Here is a 21,830-nt window from a genome sequence, read left to right on the forward strand (position 1 = left end):
GACATGGACAATTCGATCGAACTGCAAGGCAAGATCGCGCTGGTGACCGGCGCCACCCGGGGCATCGGCCGCGCCATCGCCCAGGAATTGGCCGCGCGCGGCGCTACCGTGGTCGGCACCGCCACCACGGAATCCGGCGCAGCCGCCATTACCGAAGCCCTGGCGCCGTTTGGTGGCCGTGGCGTGGTGCTCAACGTGACCGACGCCGAAGCTTGCGACGCCTTGATCGACGCGCTGGCCAAAGACGGCGGCGGCCCGCACATCCTGGTCAACAATGCCGGCATCACGCGCGATACGCTCGCGATGCGCATGAAAGACGACGACTGGTCCGCGGTGCTGGACACGAATCTGACTTCCGTATTCCGCCTGTCGCGCGCCGTGATGCGCAGCATGATGAAGGCCCGTTGGGGCCGCATCATCAACGTGACCTCGGTGGTCGGCTCCAGCGGCAACGCGGGCCAGGCCAACTACGCCGCCGCGAAAGCGGGTGTGTCGGGCATGTCGCGTGCGCTGGCCCGTGAGTTGGGTAGCCGCAACATCACCGTGAACTGCGTCGCGCCCGGCTTCATCGACACGGACATGACGCGCGCGCTGGCCGAAAGCCAGACCACGGCGCTGCTGCAACAGATTCCGCTGGGTCGTCTGGGTTCGCCCGAAGACATCGCCCATGCGGTGGCCTTTTTGTCCGGGCCGCAAGCGGGTTACATTACCGGCACCACCCTGCACGTCAACGGCGGGATGTACATGCAATAAATCACGAATTGCGCGCCAGGCGGCCCAGGCCGCCGCGCCTTCGTCGGGCAACCGGCTTGGGTAGCACGCAGTTCAACCGGAAACGCCGCATACCGGTATTCCTGTGCCCCCAACGGGCGACAGAACAAGTGCGCGGTGTTATTTTTGTCACGGCCAGGCGTTGCTTTCCTCTACGCTTGGCTATAATTCGCGGGATTTTTCCCAATTGGAGATCTGCATGGAAAGCATCGAACAGCGCGTCAAGAAGATCGTCGCTGAACAACTTGGCGTCAACGAAGCCGAGATCAAGAACGAATCCTCCTTCCTTGACGACCTCGGTGCCGATTCGCTCGACATGGTCGAACTGGTCATGGCGCTCGAAGACGAATTCGAGACCGAGATCCCCGACGAAGAGGCCGAAAAGATCACTACCGTGCAACAAGCGATTGACTACATCAATTCGCACGGTAAGCAGTAAGCTCGACTTTATATCCTTCCGGTTGCCCTACTTTCGGGGCCAGCCGGGAAACGGGGCGGTTTCAGGAATTTGCCGTGTGGTACGCGTGGGGAAGGGCGTCGTAAAGCCCGACCCGCTTTCGCGTGGGCCACACGTGCAGCGCATCCCGAAAACCGCCTTTCTTTTGTCTGTTTGAGGAGTCATCCGTGAAGCGACGTGTCGTCATCACCGGCCTGGGTATCGTTTCTCCCGTTGGAAACGACCTGACCACCGCTTGGGACAATATCGTCAACGGACGTTCTGGCATCAGCCGCATCACCCGTTTCGATCCCTCGGCCATCACCACGCACATTGCTGGCGAAGTCAAAGACTTCGACATCAGCACCTATATCTCGAGCAAAGAAGCCCGCCAGATGGATACCTTCATCCATTACGGCCTGGCCGCCGGGATGCAGGCATGGCGTGACAGCGGCCTGGAAGTCACCGAAGCCAATGCCGAGCGCATTGGCGTGATCGTGGGCTCCGGCATCGGCGGTTTGCCGCGCATTGAAGAAACCCAGGTCGAATACATGGCCAAGGGGCCGCGACGGATTTCTCCGTTCTTCGTGCCGGGTTCGCTGATTAACCTGATCTCCGGTCATTTGTCCATTGCCTATGGCATGAAAGGCCCCAGCTACGCCGTTGTTTCGGCCTGCACGACCGGCCTGCATTGCATCGGCGACGCCGCGCGCCTGATCGAATACGGTGACGCGGACGTCATGGTCGCTGGTGGTGCGGAATCGACCGTGTCGCCGCTGGGTATCGGCGGTTTTGCCGCCATGCGCGCTTTGTCGACTCGCAACGATGATCCTCAGACGGCTTCGCGTCCCTGGGATCGTGACCGCGACGGCTTCGTCCTGGGCGAAGGCGCCGGCGTTCTGGTGCTGGAAGAGTACGAGCACGCCAAGAAGCGCGGCGCGCGCATCTATGGCGAACTGGCCGGTTACGGCATGAGCTCGGACGCGCATCACATCACGGCTCCGGACAAGGACGGCCCGCGCCGAGGCGTTATCAACGCGCTGCGCAACGGCGGCCTGAACGCGGACGACATCCAGTATGTCAACGCGCACGGCACGTCCACCCCTTTGGGCGACAAGAACGAAACCGACGCGCTGAAGCTGGCTTTCGGCGATCACGCCAAGAAGCTGGTGGTCAATTCGACCAAGTCCATGACCGGGCACTTGCTCGGTGCGGCTGGCGGCATCGAGGCGGTGTTCACGACCTTGGCCGTGTACAACCAGGTTTCGCCTCCCACCATCAACATCTTCAATCAAGATCCGGAATGCGATCTCGACTACTGCGCGAACGAAGCGCGGCAGATGAAGATTGAAGTCGGCCTTTCCAACTCGTTCGGCTTCGGCGGCACCAACGGCTCGATGGCCGTTCGCCGGGTCTGATTTGGAAGGCTCCGACGCAGGGCGCTGGTCGTTTCGTGTGCCCATCGGGCGGCCGACCGGCGTCCCTGTGCTGTGTTGCTTGGCCGTTGTTGTCGCGGCCGGCTGCGTCTTGATGGCGTCGTCCTGGCATGGCACGGTGGCGGTGGCCGTGGCAGTAGCGATTGCGCTGCTGTCCATCCCGGCCTGGCTGTTACACTCTGCTCGGAGCGGACCGTCCCCAGTATCGGCGTTGCGCACGACGGCTGGGGCAGGGCGCTGGCAGGTTCGCCAGCCACAAGGCTGGCAAGACGCGCGGTTGTTGGATCGCCAACGCGGCCCTCGCTGGCTTACGCTTATTTTGCAGCCCTTGCCCACCGGGAGTACCGTCTTTACAAATAGCACAATCACCCTGACCGTCTGGCAGCGGACGTTGCACCCCGAGTCCTGGCGGCGCCTTTGCCTGCTGACGGGCACGGCGCGGCACGCTCGTCCAGCGGCACGTAGCCGGGAGACGTCATGAGCGAGCGCGAAGTCGACGCTGAATTGGTCGCGCGCGTTCAACGAGGCGACAAGAAGGCCTTCGATCTTCTGGTGCTCAAGTACCAGCGCAAGATCCTGCGCCTGTTGGCCCGGATGATCCGCGACCCCTCGGAGATCGAGGACGTAGCCCAGGAAGCGTTCATCAAGGCTTATCGGGCATTGCCCCAATTTCGGGGCGATAGCGCCTTCTACACCTGGTTGTACCGGATCGCCATCAATACGGCGCGCAACTGGCTGGCCTCACAAGGGCGTCGTCCCAGTGCGCCCAATGCGATAGAAACGGAAGACGGTGAAACTTTTAACGAAACCGACAACCTAACCGACATAAGCACGCCGGAATCCATGGTTGCCAGCCGCGAAATCGCCGAAACGGTGAACGCGGCCATCGAGGAATTGCCCGAAGAGTTGCGCACCGCAATTGTCCTGCGTGAAATCGAAGGTATGAGTTACGAAGACATCGCCCAGAGCATGGATTGCCCCATTGGTACGGTGCGCTCCCGCATTTTTCGTGCGCGTGAGGCCATTGCGACCAAATTGCGTCCATTGCTAGGCACCGATGCCGAGCGTCGCTGGTAAGGAGTGGCAGTCATGCAAACAGCAGCCAAGTCCGTTGAGATCGCCGAGGCCTCCTGGGAGGAATCGGTTTCCGCCTGGATGGACGGAGAAGATTCCGACGATATTCTTTCCAGTCTGTTGTCCAAGGAAGGACGTCAGACCTGGGACACCTATCATTTGATCGGTGATTCTCTACGTAATGCCGATCTGGCATTGACGCCTAGCGCTGCATTCCAGTCGCGACTGGCCCGTGCGCTTGATGCGGAGCTGCCTATCGTGGCGGCGCCGCGGCGCCGTTCGCCGCTGCGGGTCGGGCTTTCAGGCCTGGCCGTAGCGGCGGCCGTGGCCACGGTTGCCTGGGTGGCGCAACCCTACCTGAGCGGCACGCCGGCCACGGAAGTTCGTGTCCTGGCCGACGCCAGTGGCACGCCCACTGCTGTCTCCGCCGCCGATGACGCCGGCCTGCGCGACTATCTCGAGGCCCATCGCCAGATGGCGGGTCCCAGCGCGGTGCGGCAAGTCTCGTTCGAAGCCGGAGCCGGACGTTGATGGCGCTGGCGTTACCCACACGTTGGCCGCGCGCAGCTTCCTGGAACGCGCACCGCGCGGGATGGTTTGCCGCTACGCTTCTGACCGCTTTCCTGTCTGCCCATGAGCCGGCACGCGCGTCCGACACCGCCGCCCCGGCCTCGGACGACGTCGTCCAACTGCTGACGCGCATCCAGCAGGCCGCGCGCAAGCAGGACTACGCGGGCGTCTTCATGTATCAGCAGGGCGAAATGATTCAGTCCTCGCGGCTGGTGCACGTTTTGGACGGCACCGGCGAGCGCGAGCGCCTGGAAATCCTCGACGGCCAGCCGCGTGAATACCTGCGTCACAACGATGATGTGCAGTGTCTGATCCCCGAACGTAAGACCGTCCTGATCGAACGTCGGCGGGGTGACCGTTTTCCCGGCTTGTTGCTGGGCGATCCGGCCAATCTTGCCGAGCACTACAAAATTCGCACCGAGTCCAAGCTGCATCGGGTGGCGGGTCGCGAATGCCGCTTGATCACGATCGAGCCGCTGGACAAGCTGCGCTATGGCTACCGCCTTTGCGCCGACGTTGAAACCAATCTGCTGCTTAAGGCGCAGACCTTGAATGCGGCCCGAGGCGTGGTCGAGCAAGTGTCTTTCACGTCGGTTCGCATGGGTTCGGAAGTTGATCCGCAACAACTGAGTTCGCGGTGGAGCACGCGCGACTGGAAAGTGCTGGAATCTTCCATGACGCCGGTGGACCTGGCAGCCCAGGGCTGGCGCATTCCCGCACCCAAGGGCTTCAAGGTGATCATGCAGGTGTCACGGTCGATGGGACGCGCCGGCGCGGTCAGCCAGATGGTGCTGTCCGACGGCTTGGCGGCCATTTCGGTTTTCATTGAGCCTTATGACAGCGAGCGGGGGCATCATCCTCCGCTGGGCGCCGCGCAGCGCGGGGCCATCACGGTGTACGGCACGCGCATTGCTGATTTCTGGCTGACGGCCATGGGCGAGGTACCCGTGGAGACGCTGGAACAATTGGCGGAAGCGACAGAATACGTGCCGGCCGCCGGGTCCAAGTGATTGACGCCCAAGCCACAGGCAGCAAGCAGCAACTTCGGAGTAATTTATGAAAGCAATGACGGTGTCGAACGCTTTTTTCCGGCGCTTTCTGGTGGCCGTGACGGCAGGGGTACTTATGTCCGCCGCCTACGTGCCCGCTTCGGTGGCGCAGACACCCACGGTGGCGTTGCCCGACTTCACGGGCATTGTCGAAAAGGCCGACCCGGCTGTAGTGAACATCCGCACGACGGCCACTGTGCCGGTGCGCGGGCCGGGTCCCGGCGGCGGCAGCGATCCCTATGAGCTGTTTCGTTGGTTCTTTGGCCCCGACATCCAGCCGCCCGGCGGCGGGCAAGTGCCGACGCCACGCCCGCGCCCCCAGCCTGAAGAGCGCACGGTACCGCGCGGCGTGGGATCGGGCTTTTTCGTGTCCGACGACGGCTATATCCTGACCAACAATCACGTCGTGGTGGATGCAACGGATATTTACGTCACCTTGACCGACGGCCGTGAATTCAAGGCCAAGGTCATCGGCACCGATGAACGCACCGACGTGGCGTTGATCAAGATTGAAGCCAAGGACATGGTGCCTCTTGTCATTGGCGACCCCAAAAAGCTGAAGAAAGGCCAGTGGGTGCTGGCGATCGGCTCTCCGTTCGGTTTGGACTCCACCGTGACCTCGGGCATTGTCAGCGCGATAGGCCGCGATACCGGCGAGTACCTGCCGTTCATCCAGACGGACGTTGCCGTCAATCCGGGCAACTCGGGCGGGCCCTTGATCAACCTGGATGGCGAGGTCGTGGGTATCAATTCCCAGATCATTTCGCGCAGCGGCGGTTTCATGGGTATTTCCCTGGCCATCCCGATCGACGAAGCGATGCGCGTGGTGGACCAGTTGCGTACCACCGGCAAGGTGACGCGCGGACGGGTCGGCGTGCAGATTGGCGAAGTGGGCAAGGACGTGGCTGAAGCCATTGGGCTGCCCAAGGCTGAAGGCGCGCTGGTCAGCAGCGTTGAAGTCGACGGCCCCGCCGAACAGGCGGGCGTGCAGCCGGGCGACGTGATCCTGAAGTTCAACAATGAAGCCATCAAGCGCTGGTCCGACCTGCCGCGCATCGTGGGTGAAACCAAGCCCGGCACGCGCGCCGACATGCAAGTGTGGCGCAAGGGCAAGAGCCTGACGCTGTCAGTCAAGGTGGGCGAGATCCCGACTGAAAAGGCGGCTTCGGCAGGCAAGAAGGTTGCCCCCGAGCCGGAAGTCACCAATGCGCTGGGTCTGGGCGTGGTGGACGTGCCGGGCGACATGCAGAAGAAGCTGCGTATCAAGGGCGGTGTCCAGGTGAAGGTGGCCGAAGGCGCAGCCAGCAAGGCCGGCCTGCAGGAAGGCGACATTGTGTTGGCTTTGAACGACACCGACGTGACCGGCGCCAAGCAGTTCGGCGAGCTCGTGGCCAAGCTGGACAAGAGCCGCGCCGTGGGTCTGCTGGTTCGCCGAGGCGACCAGACGCAATGGGTTGCGGTGCCTGCATTGAAGTAGGGCGGGTGGCCCCGGTGGGGCGCCCTTTTTGCCTGGCTGCGGGCCGCGGCAGAAAAAAATGCCCAAGACCAGCTAAAATGGCTGGTTGCCGCAAGAGGGGGCGCTTGGCGCCCCCTCGTTTTGCCCGGGTTTCGGTTTCGGGCTTGTCCCGGGATTCCGGGTTTTGCCCGCCGATGCCCCTCTCTCGTCAGCCGTGCCTTCTCCGGCGGCGGTGTCTTCCGGCCTGGTGCCGAGTGTTCCGTCCCTTATAATTTCAAGCATGCAGCATATTCGCAACTTCTCCATCATTGCCCACATCGATCATGGCAAATCGACCTTGGCCGATCGCTTGATCCAGCGCTGCGGCGGATTGGCGGCTCGCGAAATGTCGGCGCAGGTGCTCGATTCCATGGAAATCGAACGCGAGCGCGGTATTACCATCAAGGCCCAGACCGCCGCCCTGCAGTACAAGGCGAATGACGGCAAGGTCTACAACCTGAACCTGATCGACACCCCGGGGCACGTGGACTTTTCCTACGAAGTCAGCCGTTCGCTGTCGGCGTGCGAGGGCGCCCTGCTGGTGGTGGACGCCTCGCAGGGTGTGGAAGCGCAGACCGTCGCCAACTGCTACACCGCTATTGAACTGGGCGTGGAAGTGGTGCCCGTGCTGAACAAGATGGACCTGCCGCAGGCAGATCCCGAAGGCGCGCGCCAGGAAGTGGAAGATGTGATCGGCATCGATGCATCTGAAGCGGTGTTGGCCAGCGCCAAGACGGGCATGGGCATCGACGAAATCCTGGAAACCATCGTTGCGCGTGTGCCGGCGCCCAAGGGCGATCCCGAGGCGCCGCTGCAAGCCCTGATCATCGACTCGTGGTTCGATAACTACGTGGGCGTGGTCATGCTGGTGCGCATCGTGAATGGTGTCCTCAAGCCCAAGGACAAGATTCTGCTGATGGCCTCCGGCGCCACCCACCTGTGCGAGCAGACCGGCGTGTTCACGCCGAAGTCGCAGCCGCGTCCGCATCTGTCCGCGGGCGAAGTGGGTTTCATCATCGCCGGCATCAAGCAGTTGGAAGACGCCAAGGTTGGCGACACGGTCACGCTGGCCAACAAGCCGGCGCCGTCCGCGCTGCCCGGCTTCAAGGAAGTGAAGCCGCAGGTGTTCGCCGGTTTGTATCCGGTGGAAAGCTCTGAATATGACCAACTGCGCGATTCGCTCGACAAGCTCAAGCTGAACGACGCCGCGCTGATGTTCGAACCCGAAGTGTCGCAGGCGCTGGGCTTTGGCTTCCGCTGCGGCTTCCTGGGCTTGTTGCACATGGAGATCGTGCAAGAGCGCCTGGAGCGTGAATTCGACATGGACATCATCACCACCGCGCCGTCGGTGGTGTACGAAGTCGAGCAGCGCGATGGTTCCGTGATTACCGTGGAAAGCCCGTCGCGCATGCCCGAAGTGGGCAAGATCCAGGACATTCGCGAACCCATCGTGAAGGTCACGCTGTTCATGCCGCAGGACTATGTCGGCCCGGTGATGACGCTGTGCAACAACAAGCGCGGTTCGCAGGTCAACATGAGCTATCACGGCCGCCAGGTGCACCTGGTGTACGAGATTCCGCTGGCCGAAATCGTGCTCGACTTCTTCGACAAGCTGAAGTCGGTGTCGCGCGGCTACGCCTCGATGGACTACGAATTCCTGGAATATCGCTCGGCCGACGTGGTGCGGGTGGACCTGCTCATCAACAACGACCGGGTCGATGCACTGGCCGTGATCGTTCACCGCAGCAACGCGCGCCATCGCGCCCGTGACGTGGTCACGCGCATGCGTGGACTGATTCCCCGCCAGATGTTCGACGTGGTCATCCAGGCCGCCATCGGCGCCGAAATCATCGCGCGCGAAAACGTGAAGGCGTTGCGCAAGAACGTGCTGGCCAAGTGCTACGGCGGCGACATCTCGCGCAAGAAAAAGCTGCTTGAAAAGCAGAAGGCCGGCAAGAAGCGCATGAAGCAGGTGGGTAGCGTTGAGATTCCGCAGGAGGCGTTCCTGGCCATCCTGCAAGTGGAAGACAAGTAGAACCAAAAGAAGGCGGTTAGCTGATGAGTTGGAACTTTGCCCTGATCCTGTTTGTTCTGCTGGTCTTGACCGGCATTATCTGGGTGCTTGATCTGGCGGTGCTACGGCGTGGCCGTGAAGCACGGGCCCAAGCGGCAATGGCGCAGTACGACGCGGCCCTGATCGGCGATGCGCAGGAAGCCGAACGCCTGCGCCGCGAAGCCGGCGACGTGGCGCGGCGCGTGCCGTGGTGGATCGAATACGCGGTCAGCTTTTTTCCCGTCATTCTGTTCGTATTCATGCTGCGTTCGTTCGTGGTCGAGCCGTTCCGGATTCCGTCGGGTTCGATGCTGCCCACGCTGCAGTCTGGCGACCTGATCCTGGTGAACAAATTCAGCTATGGCCTGCGCCTGCCTGTGATCGACAAGAAGGTGATTGATATTGGCGAACCCAAGCGCGGCGACGTGTTTGTGTTCCGCTATCCTGTAGATCCGGACGTGGACTACATCAAGCGCGTGGTGGGTTTGCCGGGTGACGAAATTGCGTACCTGGACAAAAAACTGTATGTCAATGGCGAACTGGTGCCCCATGTGCGCGCCGGAGACTACTTCGAACCCGACCGGGTTTCGTATATTGCGCAATATAAAGAGAAATTAGGCGACGTTGAGCACCAGATCCTGCTAGATGAGAAAAAACCGCAGGATTACGCTCCCATGTGGCAATTTCCTCACCGTGAAAACTGCCAATACAGCCGCAATGGGGTACGCTGCAAAGTACCCGAAGGCAGTTATTTCGCCATGGGTGATAATCGGGACAACAGCGCGGACAGCCGGTACTGGGGCTTCGTACCTGAAGCCAATATCGTCGGACGCGCGTTCTTCATCTGGATGAATTTCAGCGATCTCAGCCGCATTGGCCGGTTCAACTGATTATGTCGCTAGCCACGCTAGAAAACCGCCTGGATCACCACTTCGGTGATCCAGCCTTGCTTGAACAGGCACTGACGCATCGCAGTCATGGTGCGCGCCACAACGAGCGCTTGGAATTCCTTGGGGATTCCGTGCTGAACTTCGTCGTTGCGGCCATGCTGTTCGAGCGTTATTCGAAAATTGACGAAGGCGATCTGTCGCGGCTGCGGGCCAATCTGGTCAAGCAGGCCTCGCTGGCGGATATCGCCCAGCGCCTGGAGCTCTCGCAGTATCTGCGCCTGGGCGAAGGTGAATTGAAAAGCGGCGGGTTCCGCCGGCCATCCATTCTTGCCGACACGGTCGAGGCGCTGTTCGGCGCCGTCTTTCTGGACGCGGGCTTTGAGGCCGCGCGCCGCGTGATCGTGCGCCAGTACCAGCCGGTGCTGGCCTCGGTTGACCCCAAAACGCTGGGCAAGGACGCCAAGACCTTGCTGCAGGAATTCCTGCAGGGCCGCAAGTTGGCGCTGCCGCTGTACACGGTGGTGGCCACGCATGGCGCGGCCCACAGCCAGCAGTTCGAAGTCGAGTGCGCCATCCCGGCGCTCGAGATCAAGGTTACGGCGCCCGGCGCCAGCCGCCGCGCCGCCGAGCAATCGGCGGCCAAGCTGGCCTTGGAAGCCGCGCTGGCCATCAGCCCGGCCACCAAGGCTGCCCGCAAGTCGGGCAAGGCGCGCAAAACCGCGCAATTGTCGCTGCCCGTGGCAGTGGCTCAAGAGACTAAATGAGCGATACCCCTTTTCGTACCGGCTTTGTTGCCATTGTTGGCCGCCCCAATGTGGGCAAGTCCACGCTGACCAACGCCCTGATCGGTTCCAAGATCTCCATCGTGTCGCGCAAGGCGCAGACCACGCGCCACCGCATCCATGGTGTGTTGACGCGCGAACACGAGCAGTTCGTCTTCGTTGATACCCCCGGGTTCCAGACGCGCCATGGTGGCGCCATGAACCGCATGATGAACCGCGTGGTGACGCAGGCCCTGGCTGACGTCGACGTGGTGGTGCATGTGGTCGAGGCCGGCAAGTGGTCTGAGGGCGACGCCAAGTTGCTGCCGCTCTTGCCCAACCCGGAACGCACCATCTTGGTTGTCTCGAAGATCGACGCGCTGAAAAACCGCGACGACCTGTTTGCCTTCGTTTCCAAGATCATGGCGCTGCATCCGTTTGGCGCCGTGGTGCCCGTCAGCGCCACCAAGAACCAGCAACTGGATCAGTTGCTGGAAGAAATTGCCACGCGCTTGCCGGAAGGCGAGGCAATGTTCGAAGAAGACACCCTGACCGACCGCCCCATGCGCTTCATTGCGGCCGAACTGGTGCGCGAAAAGATCTTCCGCCTGGTCGGCGACGAACTGCCCTACGGCTGTACCGTCGTCATCGAGCAATGGGAAGAGACCGACAAAGGCGCCAGCATCAACGCCTGCGTGGTGGTCGAGCGCGACAGCCACAAGCCCATACTCTTGGGCACGGGCGGCATGCACATGAAGCGCATCGCCACGGAGGCGCGGCAGGACATCGCCAAGCTGCTGGACAAGCCGGTGCACCTTGAGGTCTACATCAAGGTGCGCAAGGGGTGGTCCGACCGCGAGGGTGCGCTCCGCGATTTGGGCTATGAGTAGACGGGCGCCTCGCGTCCAGGATCGCCCGGGCTTTATGCTGCACGCCACCGCGTGGCGTGAGACCTCCCTTATTGTTCAGACTTTTTCCCGCGATCATGGCTGTGTGGCCATGGTCGCCAAGGGCGCCAAGCGCCCTTACTCGGTGCTGAGGCCCGTGTTGTCGGCCTTTCAGCCCTTGCTGCTGTCCTGGACCGGCAACGGCGAAGTCAAGACGCTGACGCGCGCCGAAATCGCGGGCATCCGGCCCTTGACCGGCACCGCGCTGATGTCCGCCTGGTACATGAACGAGCTCTTGTTGCGCCTGCTGCCTCGCGAAGACGCCCACCCCTTGCTGTTCGACGCCTACGACATGGCGTTGCAGCAGTTGTCCAACGGCACGCGCGCCGCGGGCGCGTTGCGCCGCTTTGAATGGACCTTGCTGCGCGAAACCGGTTATGGCGTGGACGAAGCCGCCCCGGATTTCGAAGACACCACCATTGAACCCGCGCTGCGCCGCGATTTGCGCGAGCGCCTGGCCGAAATTCTTGCCGGCCGCCCGCTGTCCACCCGGCGCGTCCTGATGGACTTGCAGCGCGTCTGAGCGTGCTGCGCGCAGCCGATGACCTTCACACTGAAACAGGTCGAGACGTTCCGCACCGTATACGAAACGGAAAGCGTGACCGCTGCCGCCCGGCGCCTGGATGTGTCGCCCGCGACGGTCAGCGCCACCTTGGCCGCGTTGGAAGCCAGCATTGAGCTACGCCTGTTCGAGCGCGTGCGTCAGCGGATGCAGCGCACGCCCGAGGCCACTTTGTTGTACGAGGAAATCCGCCGCTTGAACGTGGGGCTGGAAAGCCTTGGACGCAAGATCCGTGCGATCCGTGGCGCCGCGCAGCCGCGCCTGCGCATTGGTTGCATCCATGCGTATGGCGGCACCCTCGTCAGTGACGCGATCTCGCGGTTTCGCACGCGCTATCCCGACACGCCGCTGTATCTGCAGATTCGAGACTCCAACACCTTGCGTGACATGGTGGTGTCGGGCGAACTCGATCTGGCGGTGGTGGCTGACGAATCAGAGCTCGAAGGTCTGTTGGGGCACCGGCTGGCCAGCCTGCGTGCCGTGGCGGTGTTTCCCGCCAGCCATGCGCTTGCGCGCCTGGAACGCGTGGATTTCACGCATCTTGTGGATGCGGACGTGATTGCCCTGAACGCGGAGGATGGTTCGCGCAAGCGCCTGGATTCGCTGTTGTTGCAGGCGGGGCTAAGCCTGAAGGTGGCCATCGAAACCCCGTACTCCAGCACCGTGTGCCAACTGGCGCTGGACGGGCACGGGATCGGCATTGCCAACCCGGCCACCGCCGTGGGGAGGGAGGCAGCCGGCCTTTGCTACCGTCCGCTGACCGCACCCGTGCATTTTGAATGCCATATGATCTTGCACGGTAGCCGACCCTTGTCCGAGGCCGGCAAGTTCTGGGCCACCTGTCTGCGCGGCGTGCTGGCCCCGCTGGTGGATCGCTTCGGCGTGTGAGGTGGTCGGGCGGTCAGGCGGTGACGCGGTAAGGCAGTAAGGCAGTAGGGGCCGCAGAGGTTGCGGGCCAGGTCCCGCTCAGCCCCGGCGACCGTCCGAAGTCAGCATCAGCACCACCGACGATTCGGCATCCAATACGCCCGAGCGCCGCAGCTTGGCCACCGCCGCCAGCGCGGCGGCCGACGATAGCTCGGTGCTGATGCCTCTGCGGTCCAGAAGTTGCTGCGCCTGGGCCGCGGCCTTATCGTCAATTTCAACAGGCGTGCCGCCCGACCGCGACAAAGCTTCCAGGGATTGCAGCGTGCAGGTTCCACCCGCAATGGAGTACTGCGCCGTTGCCGCGTCCCACAAGCCGCGCGCGTCTCCGCTGGCCTGGGCCTGCGACAAGCGCGCATGGGGTTCAATGGCGTGCAGGCGCGGCAAGCGTTGAATGCGGCCGCTTTGCAGCAGGTGCTGCCAACCCAGGAAGATGCCCCACAGCAGATCGCCGCGCGCGGTGGGCACGATGATGTCGGTCGGCGTGCCGCAGCGGTCCAGGATTTCAGCGGCAATGGGCTTGTAGCCTTCCACGCCATAAGGGTGGGTGCCAACGGGCGGATTCAGGTAATTGGTGCCCGCGAATGCGCCCTGGTTACGGCACAGGTCTTCGACGTATGGCCAGCGGGCTAGGCTGTCTTCAAAGGCGCTGAGTCTTGCCCCGAAGCGCTGCATGGCTTCGCGCTGCAAGGGCGGGCAGTTACGGGTGATGGCGATGTCGGCCTGCAAGCCGGCGGCCGCGCAATAGGCGGCGATCGACACGCCGGCGTTGCCGCTGGAGGCCGCCGCCACGCGGGTTGCGCCGGCCAACTGTGCCCGAGACACCAACTGGGCCGCCATGCGGTCCTTGTGGCTGCCGGTGGGGTTGGCGGCCTCACATTTGAGCCAAAGCTGGCCGATGCCTTCGGCCACGGCCAGATCCGATGCATCAAGGCAAGGTGTGTCGCCTTCGCCCAGCGTGATGGGCGCCAGGACCGGCAAGGGCATGGTGTTGCCGCCGCTGGAAGGTTCGTAGACGCATTCCAGCGTGGCGGGGTGGCCAGCGGCCAGGCAAAGGGGGCAGCCTTCGGGATAGTCGCCGGGCGCCCACAGGCGGGTGCAGCGGATACAACGTAGGCCGGACAATCCAGGGTTCATCTGCATGGTCAGTACTTTGACGCGAGGAATTCAAGGGGAAGGGCGGGTGCGACTTGCAGCAGGCAGTCGCCGTCGTCACACCGGGCGATGGCGCGCAAGCACACGACCGTGCCCGCTTGAGGGCTATGCAAGGGGCGCATGGGCGTGTCGGGGCGGGCGGGTTCGATCAGGCGAGCAATCTGCTGGCCCGCTGTGACGGACTGCCCCAGTTCAACGCTGGGCACGAATACGCCGGATTCGCCTGCCCAAAGGGTGGCGGCGGGGGCCTCCAGGTCATAAAGCAGAGTGTTCGGATTGCGGGGGCGTGGTTGGCTGGGCAACAGGCCCAGCTCTCCCAGGCAACCGAGCAGGCCGTCGCGGCAGCGTTCGACCAGAGCGCTGTTGGTTTCTCTGCCGCCGCCGATTTCGGCGCTAAGGCGCAACACGCGGTGGCGGCTGGCCGCGGCCGGCATGGAGCCCGCTTCATTGCCGCGAAAGAACACGCAATGCGGCAGGCCGAACGCGCGCGCCAGGGCGGGCAGGCGCTCGTCGTAGGCGTCGCTGCCGTAGCGCGTGATCACGGACGATGGCAGATAACGCAGGGACGCGCCACCGCTGTGGACGTCGACCATGGCTTGCACGTGGGGCAGCAGACGCGTTTCGAGGGCGGCCGCCACGCTTTCGGTGTAGCCGCGCGCGGGGGCGCCCAGGAAGGCGCGGTTCAGGTTGCCGCCATCGGCGGGCGACAGTCGTGTGCCGGCCAGCGATGCCTCTGCGTTGACGGCGGGCAGCAAATAGACCGTGCCCCGTTGCAGTACGTTGGGCAGGTGATGCCACAAATCCAGAATGGCGGCCTGGCCTTCCCATTCGTCGCCATGCACGCCCGCCATCAGGGCCACGGCGGGGCCAGGGCCGGCGTCGACCCGCAACATGGGAATGGTGATGCGGCGATAGGCCGAGTCATTGGTTGCGGCGGCAACGGAGAAGTCTTCCCGGCTTACCTGGATCATGTGGCGCCTCCGGCTGGGGGGCTTGCCGCAGGCGCGCCCGTGGACGTCAATCCAGCGTGGCGGCCTTGATGATGTTTTCCCATTTGGGCAGTTCCTTGCGAATTTGGGTTTGTACGTCCTGCGGGGTGCCGCCCAGCGGCGCTTGCGAACGGCTGCGCAGTTCTTTTGCGACATGTTCCGATTGCAGCGCCTGGTTCATCGCGGCATTCAGGCGGTTGATGACGGCTGGCGGCGTACCGGCGGGAGCGATCAGCGCGCTCCAGGCTGACTGTTCATAGTCGGGGTAGCCCTGTTCGGCCACCGTCGGCACATCGGGATTGGATGCAGCGCGCGACCGTGTTGTGACGGCCAGCGCGCGCAGGCGGCCATCCTTCAGGTTGCCGATCAGCGGAGGCAGGTTTTCCATCATGGCGTCCACATGGCCACCGAGCAGGTCGGAGAGCTGCGCGGCCGTCGCCTTGTAGGGAATCTGGCGCACGGCGGCGCCGGTCTGGGCAATGAAAAGCTTCACGCCGACCTCGCTGGTCGTGCCAGGGTCGGCCGATGTCATCGTCATGCGGTCGGGCTGGGCGCGGCTGGCCTCGATGAAGCTTTTCAGGTCGCGATAGGGTGACGCGGCATTCACCACGATGACGTTGGGCGTCTCGGCCACCAGGCCGATGGGCGTCACGTCACGGTCCAGGTCGTAAAGCTGCTGTTTGAACAGAAACCGATGCAGCACCAACGTGCCGACGTGGGCGTAGCCGATGGTATAGCCGTCGGCCGGGGCGCGAACCACCGCCTGGGTGCCGATGCGGCCCCCGGCTCCGACGCGGTTTTCCACCACGACTGGCTGACCTAGCTGACGGCTCATCTCCTGGCCGATCAGGCGCGCGGTAATGTCCGCATTGCCGCCCGCCGCGGCAGGCACGATCAAGGTGATTGCGCGTTCCGGATAGTCGGCGTGCGCGGACGTGGCGCTAAGGCAAAGCAGCAAGGCGGCAAGGCAGGCAGAGCGTTTCATGACGATTCCCCAGGCGTTGAGAGCTGCGTCATTGTGCGGCGGCCGCCCGAAGAATCCGTTTGTCTTAATAATATGGATGTTTGGAAAAACCTAACGCTTGTCGTCCTTTCTTGCATCGGCCTGTTTTCCCAGCGCATAGCCGACCGCCGCTGCGCCCAGCGCCACGGCCGCGCCCAACAGCGCAATCAACGCCGCGCCGTGGCCCAGCATGTCCACCCCTGCCTTGACCCAACCGCTGGCGGCGTCGCCGCCGCGGTAGACCACAGTGTCGATGACGCTCTTGGTCTTGTATTTGTCTTCGGGCGGAACCGCCGTAAACAGCATTTCGCGCCCGGGTCTGATGAAGGCGTATTCGCCGGCCCGGCGCAGGACCATTGCCGCGGCCAACACGCCAAAGACAGGGAACGCGGCCAACGCCAGGAATGACAGCCCCACGGCCAGGGGCACCGCGGTCAACAGAAAGCGCAGCCCCAGGCGCGCGGCCACGCGGCCAGTGATAAAAACTTGCGACAGCAGCGCCAGCGTCTGCACGGTGAAGTCCAGCGCGCTGAATACGCGGATGCGCTGCGTGGTGTCGGGGAACGAGTCAGCCACCAGCCGCGCCTGCTCCATGTACAGAAAGGTGTTGAGGGTAGCCAGCAGCACCACCAGCAACGAAATGCCAAGCAGATAGCGAGACCGGAAAATACGCGAAATGCCGGCCAGCACGGCACCTTCAATGGGCTGCTTGATGTCCTGCTGGCTGACGTCCGTACGCGTGGCGGCGCGCCATCGCAACAGCCATTGCTTCAGCGGCAACGTCGCCGCGAGCAGCAGCGCCGACAACAGCAGCAGGCCCGCAGGACCCAGCACGCCCGCCAGCAACGCGCCCAGCAGTGGACCGCACAGCCCGCCCGCGCTGGCGCCGGCGGCAATCAAGGCGAACAGGCGCTTGGCCGACTCCATGCGGAACACATCGGCCATCAGGCTCCAGGCGATGGAAACCACGAACAGATTGAAGACCGACAGCCATACATAGAACGCGCGCGCCGTCCAGACGCTGCCCGGTTGCAGATGCAGCAGCATGGCAAAGCCCGCCATGGTCAGGGCAAACAGGCCGTAGACCCAGGTCAGCAGCGTCGAACGCGGCACGCGCGAGGACAAGACGCCAAACACCGGCACCACCGCCAGGGTGGCGAAGAAGGTGGCGGTGAAGAGCCATTGCAGTTGGTTCACACCCGCCTGGATCCCCATGGTTTCGCGGATGGGCCGCAGCATGAAATAGCCGCAAAACAGGAAGAAAAAGAAGGCGAAGCCGCAGGCTGCTGGCGCTATTTCCTCTTCATGAATACCCAAGGCGCGCGCAATGCGGCCACGCAGGAGGCCAAGGCCGGCAGCGGCCATGGCTTATGCCAGCAGGGCGGCGATGCGGTAGCGCATGGCCGCGTCGGGTTGCGGCCCGAACCCGGCCAGTGCGTTGTCCGCCATGTTCTTGGGTTTGGAGGTGGCGGGAATGACGGCGGTGACCGCCGGGTGCCCGATGATGAATTTCAGGAAAATCTGCGCCCAGGAGGTGCAGCCGATGTCGGCAGCCAAACCGGGCAGGGCACGACCCCTGACCTGGCGAAACAGGGCGCCGTCCTGGAAGGGGCGGTTGATCAGCACTGCGACACCGTTGGCCTGGCAAGCCGGCAGCAGGCGCTTTTCAGCGTTGCGCGCGCCCACTGATAGATTGATCTGAAGAAAGTCGGGCTTTTCGCGTTCGACCAGTTCGGTCAGTTCGTCGTGGGCATGGTCCAGGTAGTGAGTGATGCCGACGTAACGGATGACGCCTTGCTGCTTCAGGTCGCGCAGCAAGCCCAGTTGATTGCGGGTGTCGATCAGGTTGTGGATCTGGATAAGGTCGAGTTTGTCGCGGCCCAGGTACTTTTGTGATGCGCGAATTTGCTCCATGGCGGCGTCGTGACCACGCGCGCCGATCTTGGTCGCCAGGAAGTACCGGCTGCCTTCGTCGCCCTGGCGCGCCAGCAGCGCTCCCACAACCGCCTCGGCCTGGCCGTAGCTGGGCGCGGTGTCGATCAGCGTGCCGCCCGCTTTGGCGAAGGTGTCCAGCACCTGCGCCAAGGGCTGCATGGCTGCTGCGTCATCGGGCGAGGTGTTGAAGGTATCGGCAGTGCCCAGGCCGATGACGGGTATCTGTTCCTTCGTAGACGGAATGGAGCGCTTCAGCATGGTTTGCTTGGCGTTCAGGGCCTGGACGGCGCCCGCGGGTCCCAGCAAGGTGGCGCAGGCGGCGGTTTGGAGGAAGCGGCGGCGATCGTGCATGGGAGCGCTCCAAAGAAAAAGGCCTACATGCGAATGTAGGCCTTCAGTACTGAACTTGCGGGGCGCGATTACTCGCGGTTACCGCCGAAGATGCCCAGCAGCATCAACAGGTTCGAGAAGACGTTGTAGACGTCCAGGTAAATGGCCAGTGTGGCGGACACGTAGTTGGTTTCACCCCCATTGACCACGCGCTGCAGGTCAACCAGCATGAACGCCGAGAACACCAGGATGGCCATGACCGAGATGGTCAGCATCAGTGCGGGCATTTGCAGGAAGATGTTGGCCAGCGCTGCAACCAGGATCACGACCGCGCCGATGAACAGGAATTTCTGCATCCCGGACAGGTCGCGCTTGATGGTGGTGGCCAGTGTGGCCATCGTGCCGAACACGATCGCCGTGCCGCCGAATGCCGTCATGACAAGCTGCGAACCGTTGCTGAAGCCCATCACGAAGCCAAGCAGGCGCGACAGCATGATGCCCATGAAGAACGTGAAGGCCAGCAGCAGCACCACGCCCATCGAGTTGTTCTTGTTTTTCTCGATGGCGAACATCATGCCGAAGGCACCCACCAGGAACACGATCGCGGAAAGGCCGGGGCTGGCGCCCATGACACGGTTGATTCCCGTGTAGAGGCCGACCGCCGCGCCCAGCACCGTGGGAATCAGCGAAAGGGCCAAGAGCCAATACGTATTGCGCAGCACCTGATTGCGCGCGACCTCGCCCGGCGCGCCAGCGACCGAGCCGGAACGGTTAAAAGGGGACGGACGATATTCGTTCATGGAGAACTCCTGTATGCGCCAAAAATAATTGCCTAGTAGGCTTAGAGGGGAAGGATACCTTACAGTTCCCTGAAGAATCCAGTTTTTGGAAGATTTAGACCCGCGGCCAGACTCCCTGTTTACCCAGGGCGGACCTCGTTCAATACCCGGGAAACGATACCCGGTAATTCGGCATCCATGCGCGTTTGGATCTGTTCAACGGCATCGGCCAGCGCGCGGCGCATCAATTGTTCGACCTCGGCTTGCAGTCGGGCGCTCAATACCGTTGCATCTGGCTGCGCCACGGTGGTTTGCGCGGCGGCGGCATGAACCGCTGCCGGGGCCTCGTCCACGTCCCAGTCCTGGCCATGGCCATCGGCGATGTCCGTCAGCAAAGGAAACGCATCGTCGGCGTCGGCGGCGGGGGCGTCGTCAGCCAATTCGGTCAGCACGGGGGGAACGCGGCCTTCAGTCTCAAGGGGCGGGCGCGGCGCGTAGAGCGTCGGTTCGGCCCGCTGGGTCAGTGTGGGGATGCCGGTGTCGTTGGAGCGAGAGGGCATGAGGGCTCCCAAGTATCAAAAACCCGCGACGGGGACGATGCCCGCCGGGATGGATTGGGCTGGTCAGCCGCCGGTGGCTTGGCGGCTGAGGTCGTGGCTTAGCGGCGTGTGGCCCGCATTCTGATAGACGCGCCAGCGCTGTCGGGCGGCTTGCTTGTCGTCCGGGTCATCGGACACGATTTCAAGCAGGCGCTCGAAGGTGTCGAAGCCGGGCGGGCAATCGTTGTCCAGATTCAGCAGCCACGGCGGGGCGGCGTCCGCGCCCGCCGCGGCCTGGGCCGCCTGCTGCGGGTCTCCCGCCGTCAACACCACCGGCGTTTCGGGTGCCAGCGGGTCGTTGGCCAGCACGTGCGGCACGAACGAGGTGTCGTCAAAGGCCCACAGCATGCGGTCGAACGCGGCCAGCCGCGAACCGTCTTTACAGTACACCACCAGCCGCTGCCCTGCCAAAAAGCGCTTGCGCACCACCTGGCAGGCCATGCGCAAGCGGTCGGGCGCGCCGAAGGCGAAGTCGATCCGCGTCATGCCCGGTTCCGTTGCAAGCGCTTCAAACCTGGTCCAGCAGATATTGCATCAGCAGGGGCACGGGGCGGCCGGTGGCGCCCTTGTCCTTGCCGCCGCGCCAAGCGGTGCCGGCGATGTCCAGGTGGGCCCACGGGTAGGCCTTGGCGAAGCGCGACAGGAAGCACGCCGCGGTCACCGCGCCGGCCGGGGGGCCGCCGATGTTGGCCAGGTCGGCGAAGTTGGACTTCAGTTGTTCCTGGTAGGCGTCGTCCATCGGCATGCGCCACGCGGTGTCCAGCGACTTGCGGCCAGCCGTGGCCAAGGCCTCGGCCAGCGCGTCGTCTTTCGAGAACAAGCCGCTGTTGACGTGGCCCAGGGCCACAACGCAAGCGCCGGTCAGCGTGGCGATGTCGATCACGGCCGACGGCTTGAAGCGTTCGGCGTAGGTCAGGGCGTCGCACAGGACCAGGCGGCCTTCGGCGTCGGTGTTCAGGATTTCGATGGTCAGGCCGGCCATGCTGGTGACGACGTCGCCGGGCTTGTTGGCGGTGCCGCTCGGCAGGTTCTCGCAAGCGGGGATCAGGCCGACCACGTCCAGCGGCAGCTCAAGTTCGGCCAGGGCGCGAAACGATCCCAGCACGCTGGCGGCGCCGCACATGTCGTACTTCATTTCGTCCATGGTGGCGGCGGGCTTGAGCGAGATGCCGCCCGCATCGAAGGTGATGCCCTTGCCAACCAGCACGATCGGGCCCTGGGCGCTCTTCGCGCCTTTCTTGGCGGCCTTGGCGCCGGCGTGGCGCAGCACGATGAAGCGCAGCGCTTCGGCGGAACCGCGCGCGACCGACAGGAAGGACCCCATGCCCAGCGCCTCGACCTGCTTGCGGTCCAGCACTTCGACCTTCAGGGATTTGAATTCGCGCGCCAGGCGCTTGGCGGTGTCGCCCAGGTAGGTGGGGGTGCAGATATTGCCGGGCAGGTTGCCCAGCGTGCGGGTCAGTTCCATGCCGTTGGCAATGGCGGCGCCTTCGCGCAGGCCTTTCTGGGCCTGAGCCGCGTCGGCGCGCTCGACCACCTGGACGATCTTCTTGAGCTTGGGGCGGGCGTCGCGGTCGGGTTTGCCGAAGCTTGCGTCGTAGTGATAAGTGGCGGCGCCGGCCGCAATGGCGGCGCTGCGGGCGCGGGCAATGATGGCGACGTCGGCGACAGGGTTGGCGGCCAGCGTGGACACGCCTTCCGTCAGTTGGGCGGCCACGCAGACCGAGGCGAACGCCTGTTCGGCCGATGCGTGAACGCGGGCCGAATATTCTTCCTGCTTGCCCAGACCCACCAGCACCACGCGCTGGGCGGTCACGCCGGGCAGCGTGCGCAGTGTCAACGTGGAGCCGGCGCGGCCGCGGAACTCGGTCTTGACCACGGCGCGCACGGCGCCGTTGGAAGCGCGGTCGATGATGTCCGCGGCGGGGCTCAACACGCCATCCGCGTACACCCCGACAGCCAGGGCGGCGGTTTTAACCTGGTGCAGGGAAGCGGTGGTCTGTGTGCTAAATTCCATGAGGGTTTCCCGTGTGCGTCTGTGTATGATGCGGTCGATTATCCCGCATATTCTC

The 21,830-nt window shown here is 63.7% G+C and carries 22 protein-coding genes; 13 read left to right on the forward strand and 9 right to left on the reverse strand.

From position 1 onward, the window contains the following. Positions 1-3 precede the first annotated feature (3 nt). The 13 genes from fabG (at position 4) to ELS24_RS07205 (ending at position 12,932) form a co-directional block, all read left to right on the forward strand. Complete coding sequence (gene fabG, locus ELS24_RS07140) at positions 4-753, forward strand: 3-oxoacyl-ACP reductase FabG (protein ID WP_127183742.1); 750 nt, start codon at positions 4-6, stop codon at positions 751-753. A 217-nt stretch (positions 754-970) separates the two neighbouring features. After that, complete coding sequence (acpP, locus tag ELS24_RS07145; protein ID WP_003813816.1) at positions 971-1,210, forward strand: acyl carrier protein; 240 nt, start codon at positions 971-973, stop codon at positions 1,208-1,210. A 185-nt stretch (positions 1,211-1,395) separates the two neighbouring features. Next, positions 1,396-2,625, forward strand: a complete 1,230-nt coding sequence (gene fabF / locus ELS24_RS07150) for a beta-ketoacyl-ACP synthase II (protein ID WP_127183743.1) — start codon at positions 1,396-1,398, stop codon at positions 2,623-2,625. Between the two features lie 495 nt (positions 2,626-3,120). Beyond that, positions 3,121-3,720 carry an RNA polymerase sigma factor RpoE gene (gene rpoE / locus ELS24_RS07160; RefSeq protein WP_006218045.1) on the forward strand — a complete coding sequence of 200 codons (600 nt, stop codon included), beginning with the start codon at positions 3,121-3,123 and terminating at the stop codon, positions 3,718-3,720. A gap of 12 nt (positions 3,721-3,732) precedes the next feature. Beyond that, entirely contained in the window at positions 3,733-4,248 is a 516-nt protein-coding gene (locus ELS24_RS07165; protein WP_050447635.1) for a sigma-E factor negative regulatory protein, read from the forward strand. Then, complete coding sequence (locus ELS24_RS07170; protein WP_050447636.1) at positions 4,248-5,297, forward strand: MucB/RseB C-terminal domain-containing protein; 1,050 nt, start codon at positions 4,248-4,250, stop codon at positions 5,295-5,297. Before ELS24_RS07165 ends, ELS24_RS07170 begins: the two co-directional genes overlap by 1 nt. Positions 5,298-5,343: 46 nt before the next feature. Then, positions 5,344-6,813, forward strand: coding sequence for a DegQ family serine endoprotease (locus ELS24_RS07175; protein ID WP_050447637.1), 1,470 nt, complete (start codon positions 5,344-5,346; stop codon positions 6,811-6,813). 259 nt (positions 6,814-7,072) lie between these two features. Then, complete coding sequence (gene lepA, locus ELS24_RS07180; RefSeq protein WP_127183745.1) at positions 7,073-8,866, forward strand: translation elongation factor 4; 1,794 nt, start codon at positions 7,073-7,075, stop codon at positions 8,864-8,866. Between the two features lie 23 nt (positions 8,867-8,889). Next, entirely contained in the window at positions 8,890-9,774 is an 885-nt protein-coding gene (gene lepB / locus ELS24_RS07185) for a signal peptidase I (protein ID WP_050447639.1), read from the forward strand. A gap of 2 nt (positions 9,775-9,776) precedes the next feature. Beyond that, entirely contained in the window at positions 9,777-10,538 is a 762-nt protein-coding gene (gene rnc, locus ELS24_RS07190; RefSeq protein ID WP_046802607.1) for a ribonuclease III, read from the forward strand. After that, positions 10,535-11,425: a GTPase Era gene (gene era, locus ELS24_RS07195; protein WP_050447640.1), complete on the forward strand. Its 891-nt coding sequence runs from the start codon at positions 10,535-10,537 to the stop codon at positions 11,423-11,425. Before rnc ends, era begins: the two co-directional genes overlap by 4 nt. Next, entirely contained in the window at positions 11,418-12,005 is a 588-nt protein-coding gene (gene recO, locus ELS24_RS07200) for a DNA repair protein RecO (RefSeq protein ID WP_050447641.1), read from the forward strand. The genes era and recO overlap by 8 nt, the downstream gene beginning before the upstream one ends. 18 nt (positions 12,006-12,023) lie before the next feature. Beyond that, on the forward strand, positions 12,024-12,932 hold the full coding sequence (locus tag ELS24_RS07205) for a LysR family transcriptional regulator (protein ID WP_050447642.1): 909 nt from the start codon (positions 12,024-12,026) through the stop codon (positions 12,930-12,932). 78 nt (positions 12,933-13,010) lie between these two features. On the opposite strand, the gene ELS24_RS07210 is transcribed toward ELS24_RS07205, so the two are convergent. From ELS24_RS07210 to ELS24_RS07250, 9 genes are all read right to left on the reverse strand, one after another. Next, positions 13,011-14,111 carry a pyridoxal-phosphate dependent enzyme gene (locus ELS24_RS07210; protein WP_127183746.1) on the reverse strand — a complete coding sequence of 367 codons (1,101 nt, stop codon included), beginning with the start codon at positions 14,109-14,111 and terminating at the stop codon, positions 13,011-13,013. 2 nt (positions 14,112-14,113) lie between these two features. Continuing rightward, on the reverse strand, positions 14,114-15,094 hold the full coding sequence (locus ELS24_RS07215) for a succinylglutamate desuccinylase/aspartoacylase domain-containing protein (protein ID WP_127183747.1): 981 nt from the start codon (positions 15,092-15,094) through the stop codon (positions 14,114-14,116). Between the two features lie 46 nt (positions 15,095-15,140). Next, on the reverse strand, positions 15,141-16,097 hold the full coding sequence (locus tag ELS24_RS07220; protein WP_127183748.1) for a Bug family tripartite tricarboxylate transporter substrate binding protein: 957 nt from the start codon (positions 16,095-16,097) through the stop codon (positions 15,141-15,143). A 90-nt stretch (positions 16,098-16,187) separates the two neighbouring features. Continuing rightward, the gene (locus ELS24_RS07225; RefSeq protein ID WP_127183749.1) at positions 16,188-17,480 is read right to left on the reverse strand and encodes an NTP/NDP exchange transporter; all 1,293 of its coding nucleotides are present in this window, start codon (positions 17,478-17,480) and stop codon (positions 16,188-16,190) included. Between the two features lie 3 nt (positions 17,481-17,483). Continuing rightward, positions 17,484-18,401: an aldo/keto reductase gene (locus ELS24_RS07230; protein WP_127183750.1), complete on the reverse strand. Its 918-nt coding sequence runs from the start codon at positions 18,399-18,401 to the stop codon at positions 17,484-17,486. Positions 18,402-18,469: 68 nt separating this feature from the next. Beyond that, positions 18,470-19,180, reverse strand: a complete 711-nt coding sequence (locus tag ELS24_RS07235) for a Bax inhibitor-1/YccA family protein (RefSeq protein ID WP_050447648.1) — start codon at positions 19,178-19,180, stop codon at positions 18,470-18,472. A gap of 119 nt (positions 19,181-19,299) precedes the next feature. Beyond that, entirely contained in the window at positions 19,300-19,719 is a 420-nt protein-coding gene (locus ELS24_RS07240; protein WP_127183751.1) for a hypothetical protein, read from the reverse strand. A gap of 63 nt (positions 19,720-19,782) precedes the next feature. Next, positions 19,783-20,244, reverse strand: coding sequence for a DNA polymerase III subunit chi (locus ELS24_RS07245; RefSeq protein WP_050447650.1), 462 nt, complete (start codon positions 20,242-20,244; stop codon positions 19,783-19,785). A gap of 22 nt (positions 20,245-20,266) precedes the next feature. Next, positions 20,267-21,775 carry a leucyl aminopeptidase gene (locus tag ELS24_RS07250; RefSeq protein ID WP_127183752.1) on the reverse strand — a complete coding sequence of 503 codons (1,509 nt, stop codon included), beginning with the start codon at positions 21,773-21,775 and terminating at the stop codon, positions 20,267-20,269. Between the last annotated feature and the right edge of the window lie 55 nt (positions 21,776-21,830).

This window comes from Achromobacter spanius (assembly GCF_003994415.1).
GTDB lineage: Bacteria > Pseudomonadota > Gammaproteobacteria > Burkholderiales > Burkholderiaceae_B > Achromobacter > Achromobacter spanius_C.

Coding starts and splice junctions, on each gene's coding strand:
- fabG (WP_127183742.1), top strand. CDS start 4: ATGGACAATTCGATCGAACTGCAAGGCAAGATCGCGCTGGTGACCGGC.
- acpP (WP_003813816.1), top strand. CDS start 971: ATGGAAAGCATCGAACAGCGCGTCAAGAAGATCGTCGCTGAACAACTT.
- rpoE (WP_006218045.1), top strand. CDS start 3,121: ATGAGCGAGCGCGAAGTCGACGCTGAATTGGTCGCGCGCGTTCAACGA.
- ELS24_RS07165 (WP_050447635.1), top strand. CDS start 3,733: ATGCAAACAGCAGCCAAGTCCGTTGAGATCGCCGAGGCCTCCTGGGAG.
- ELS24_RS07170 (WP_050447636.1), top strand. CDS start 4,248: ATGGCGCTGGCGTTACCCACACGTTGGCCGCGCGCAGCTTCCTGGAAC.
- ELS24_RS07175 (WP_050447637.1), top strand. CDS start 5,344: ATGAAAGCAATGACGGTGTCGAACGCTTTTTTCCGGCGCTTTCTGGTG.
- lepA (WP_127183745.1), top strand. CDS start 7,073: ATGCAGCATATTCGCAACTTCTCCATCATTGCCCACATCGATCATGGC.
- lepB (WP_050447639.1), top strand. CDS start 8,890: ATGAGTTGGAACTTTGCCCTGATCCTGTTTGTTCTGCTGGTCTTGACC.
- rnc (WP_046802607.1), top strand. CDS start 9,777: ATGTCGCTAGCCACGCTAGAAAACCGCCTGGATCACCACTTCGGTGAT.
- era (WP_050447640.1), top strand. CDS start 10,535: ATGAGCGATACCCCTTTTCGTACCGGCTTTGTTGCCATTGTTGGCCGC.
- recO (WP_050447641.1), top strand. CDS start 11,418: ATGAGTAGACGGGCGCCTCGCGTCCAGGATCGCCCGGGCTTTATGCTG.
- ELS24_RS07205 (WP_050447642.1), top strand. CDS start 12,024: ATGACCTTCACACTGAAACAGGTCGAGACGTTCCGCACCGTATACGAA.
- ELS24_RS07210 (WP_127183746.1), bottom strand. CDS start 14,111: ATGCAGATGAACCCTGGATTGTCCGGCCTACGTTGTATCCGCTGCACC.
- ELS24_RS07215 (WP_127183747.1), bottom strand. CDS start 15,094: ATGATCCAGGTAAGCCGGGAAGACTTCTCCGTTGCCGCCGCAACCAAT.
- ELS24_RS07220 (WP_127183748.1), bottom strand. CDS start 16,097: ATGAAACGCTCTGCCTGCCTTGCCGCCTTGCTGCTTTGCCTTAGCGCC.
- ELS24_RS07225 (WP_127183749.1), bottom strand. CDS start 17,480: ATGGCCGCTGCCGGCCTTGGCCTCCTGCGTGGCCGCATTGCGCGCGCC.
- ELS24_RS07230 (WP_127183750.1), bottom strand. CDS start 18,401: ATGCACGATCGCCGCCGCTTCCTCCAAACCGCCGCCTGCGCCACCTTG.
- ELS24_RS07235 (WP_050447648.1), bottom strand. CDS start 19,180: ATGAACGAATATCGTCCGTCCCCTTTTAACCGTTCCGGCTCGGTCGCT.
- ELS24_RS07240 (WP_127183751.1), bottom strand. CDS start 19,719: ATGCCCTCTCGCTCCAACGACACCGGCATCCCCACACTGACCCAGCGG.
- ELS24_RS07245 (WP_050447650.1), bottom strand. CDS start 20,244: ATGACGCGGATCGACTTCGCCTTCGGCGCGCCCGACCGCTTGCGCATG.
- ELS24_RS07250 (WP_127183752.1), bottom strand. CDS start 21,775: ATGGAATTTAGCACACAGACCACCGCTTCCCTGCACCAGGTTAAAACC.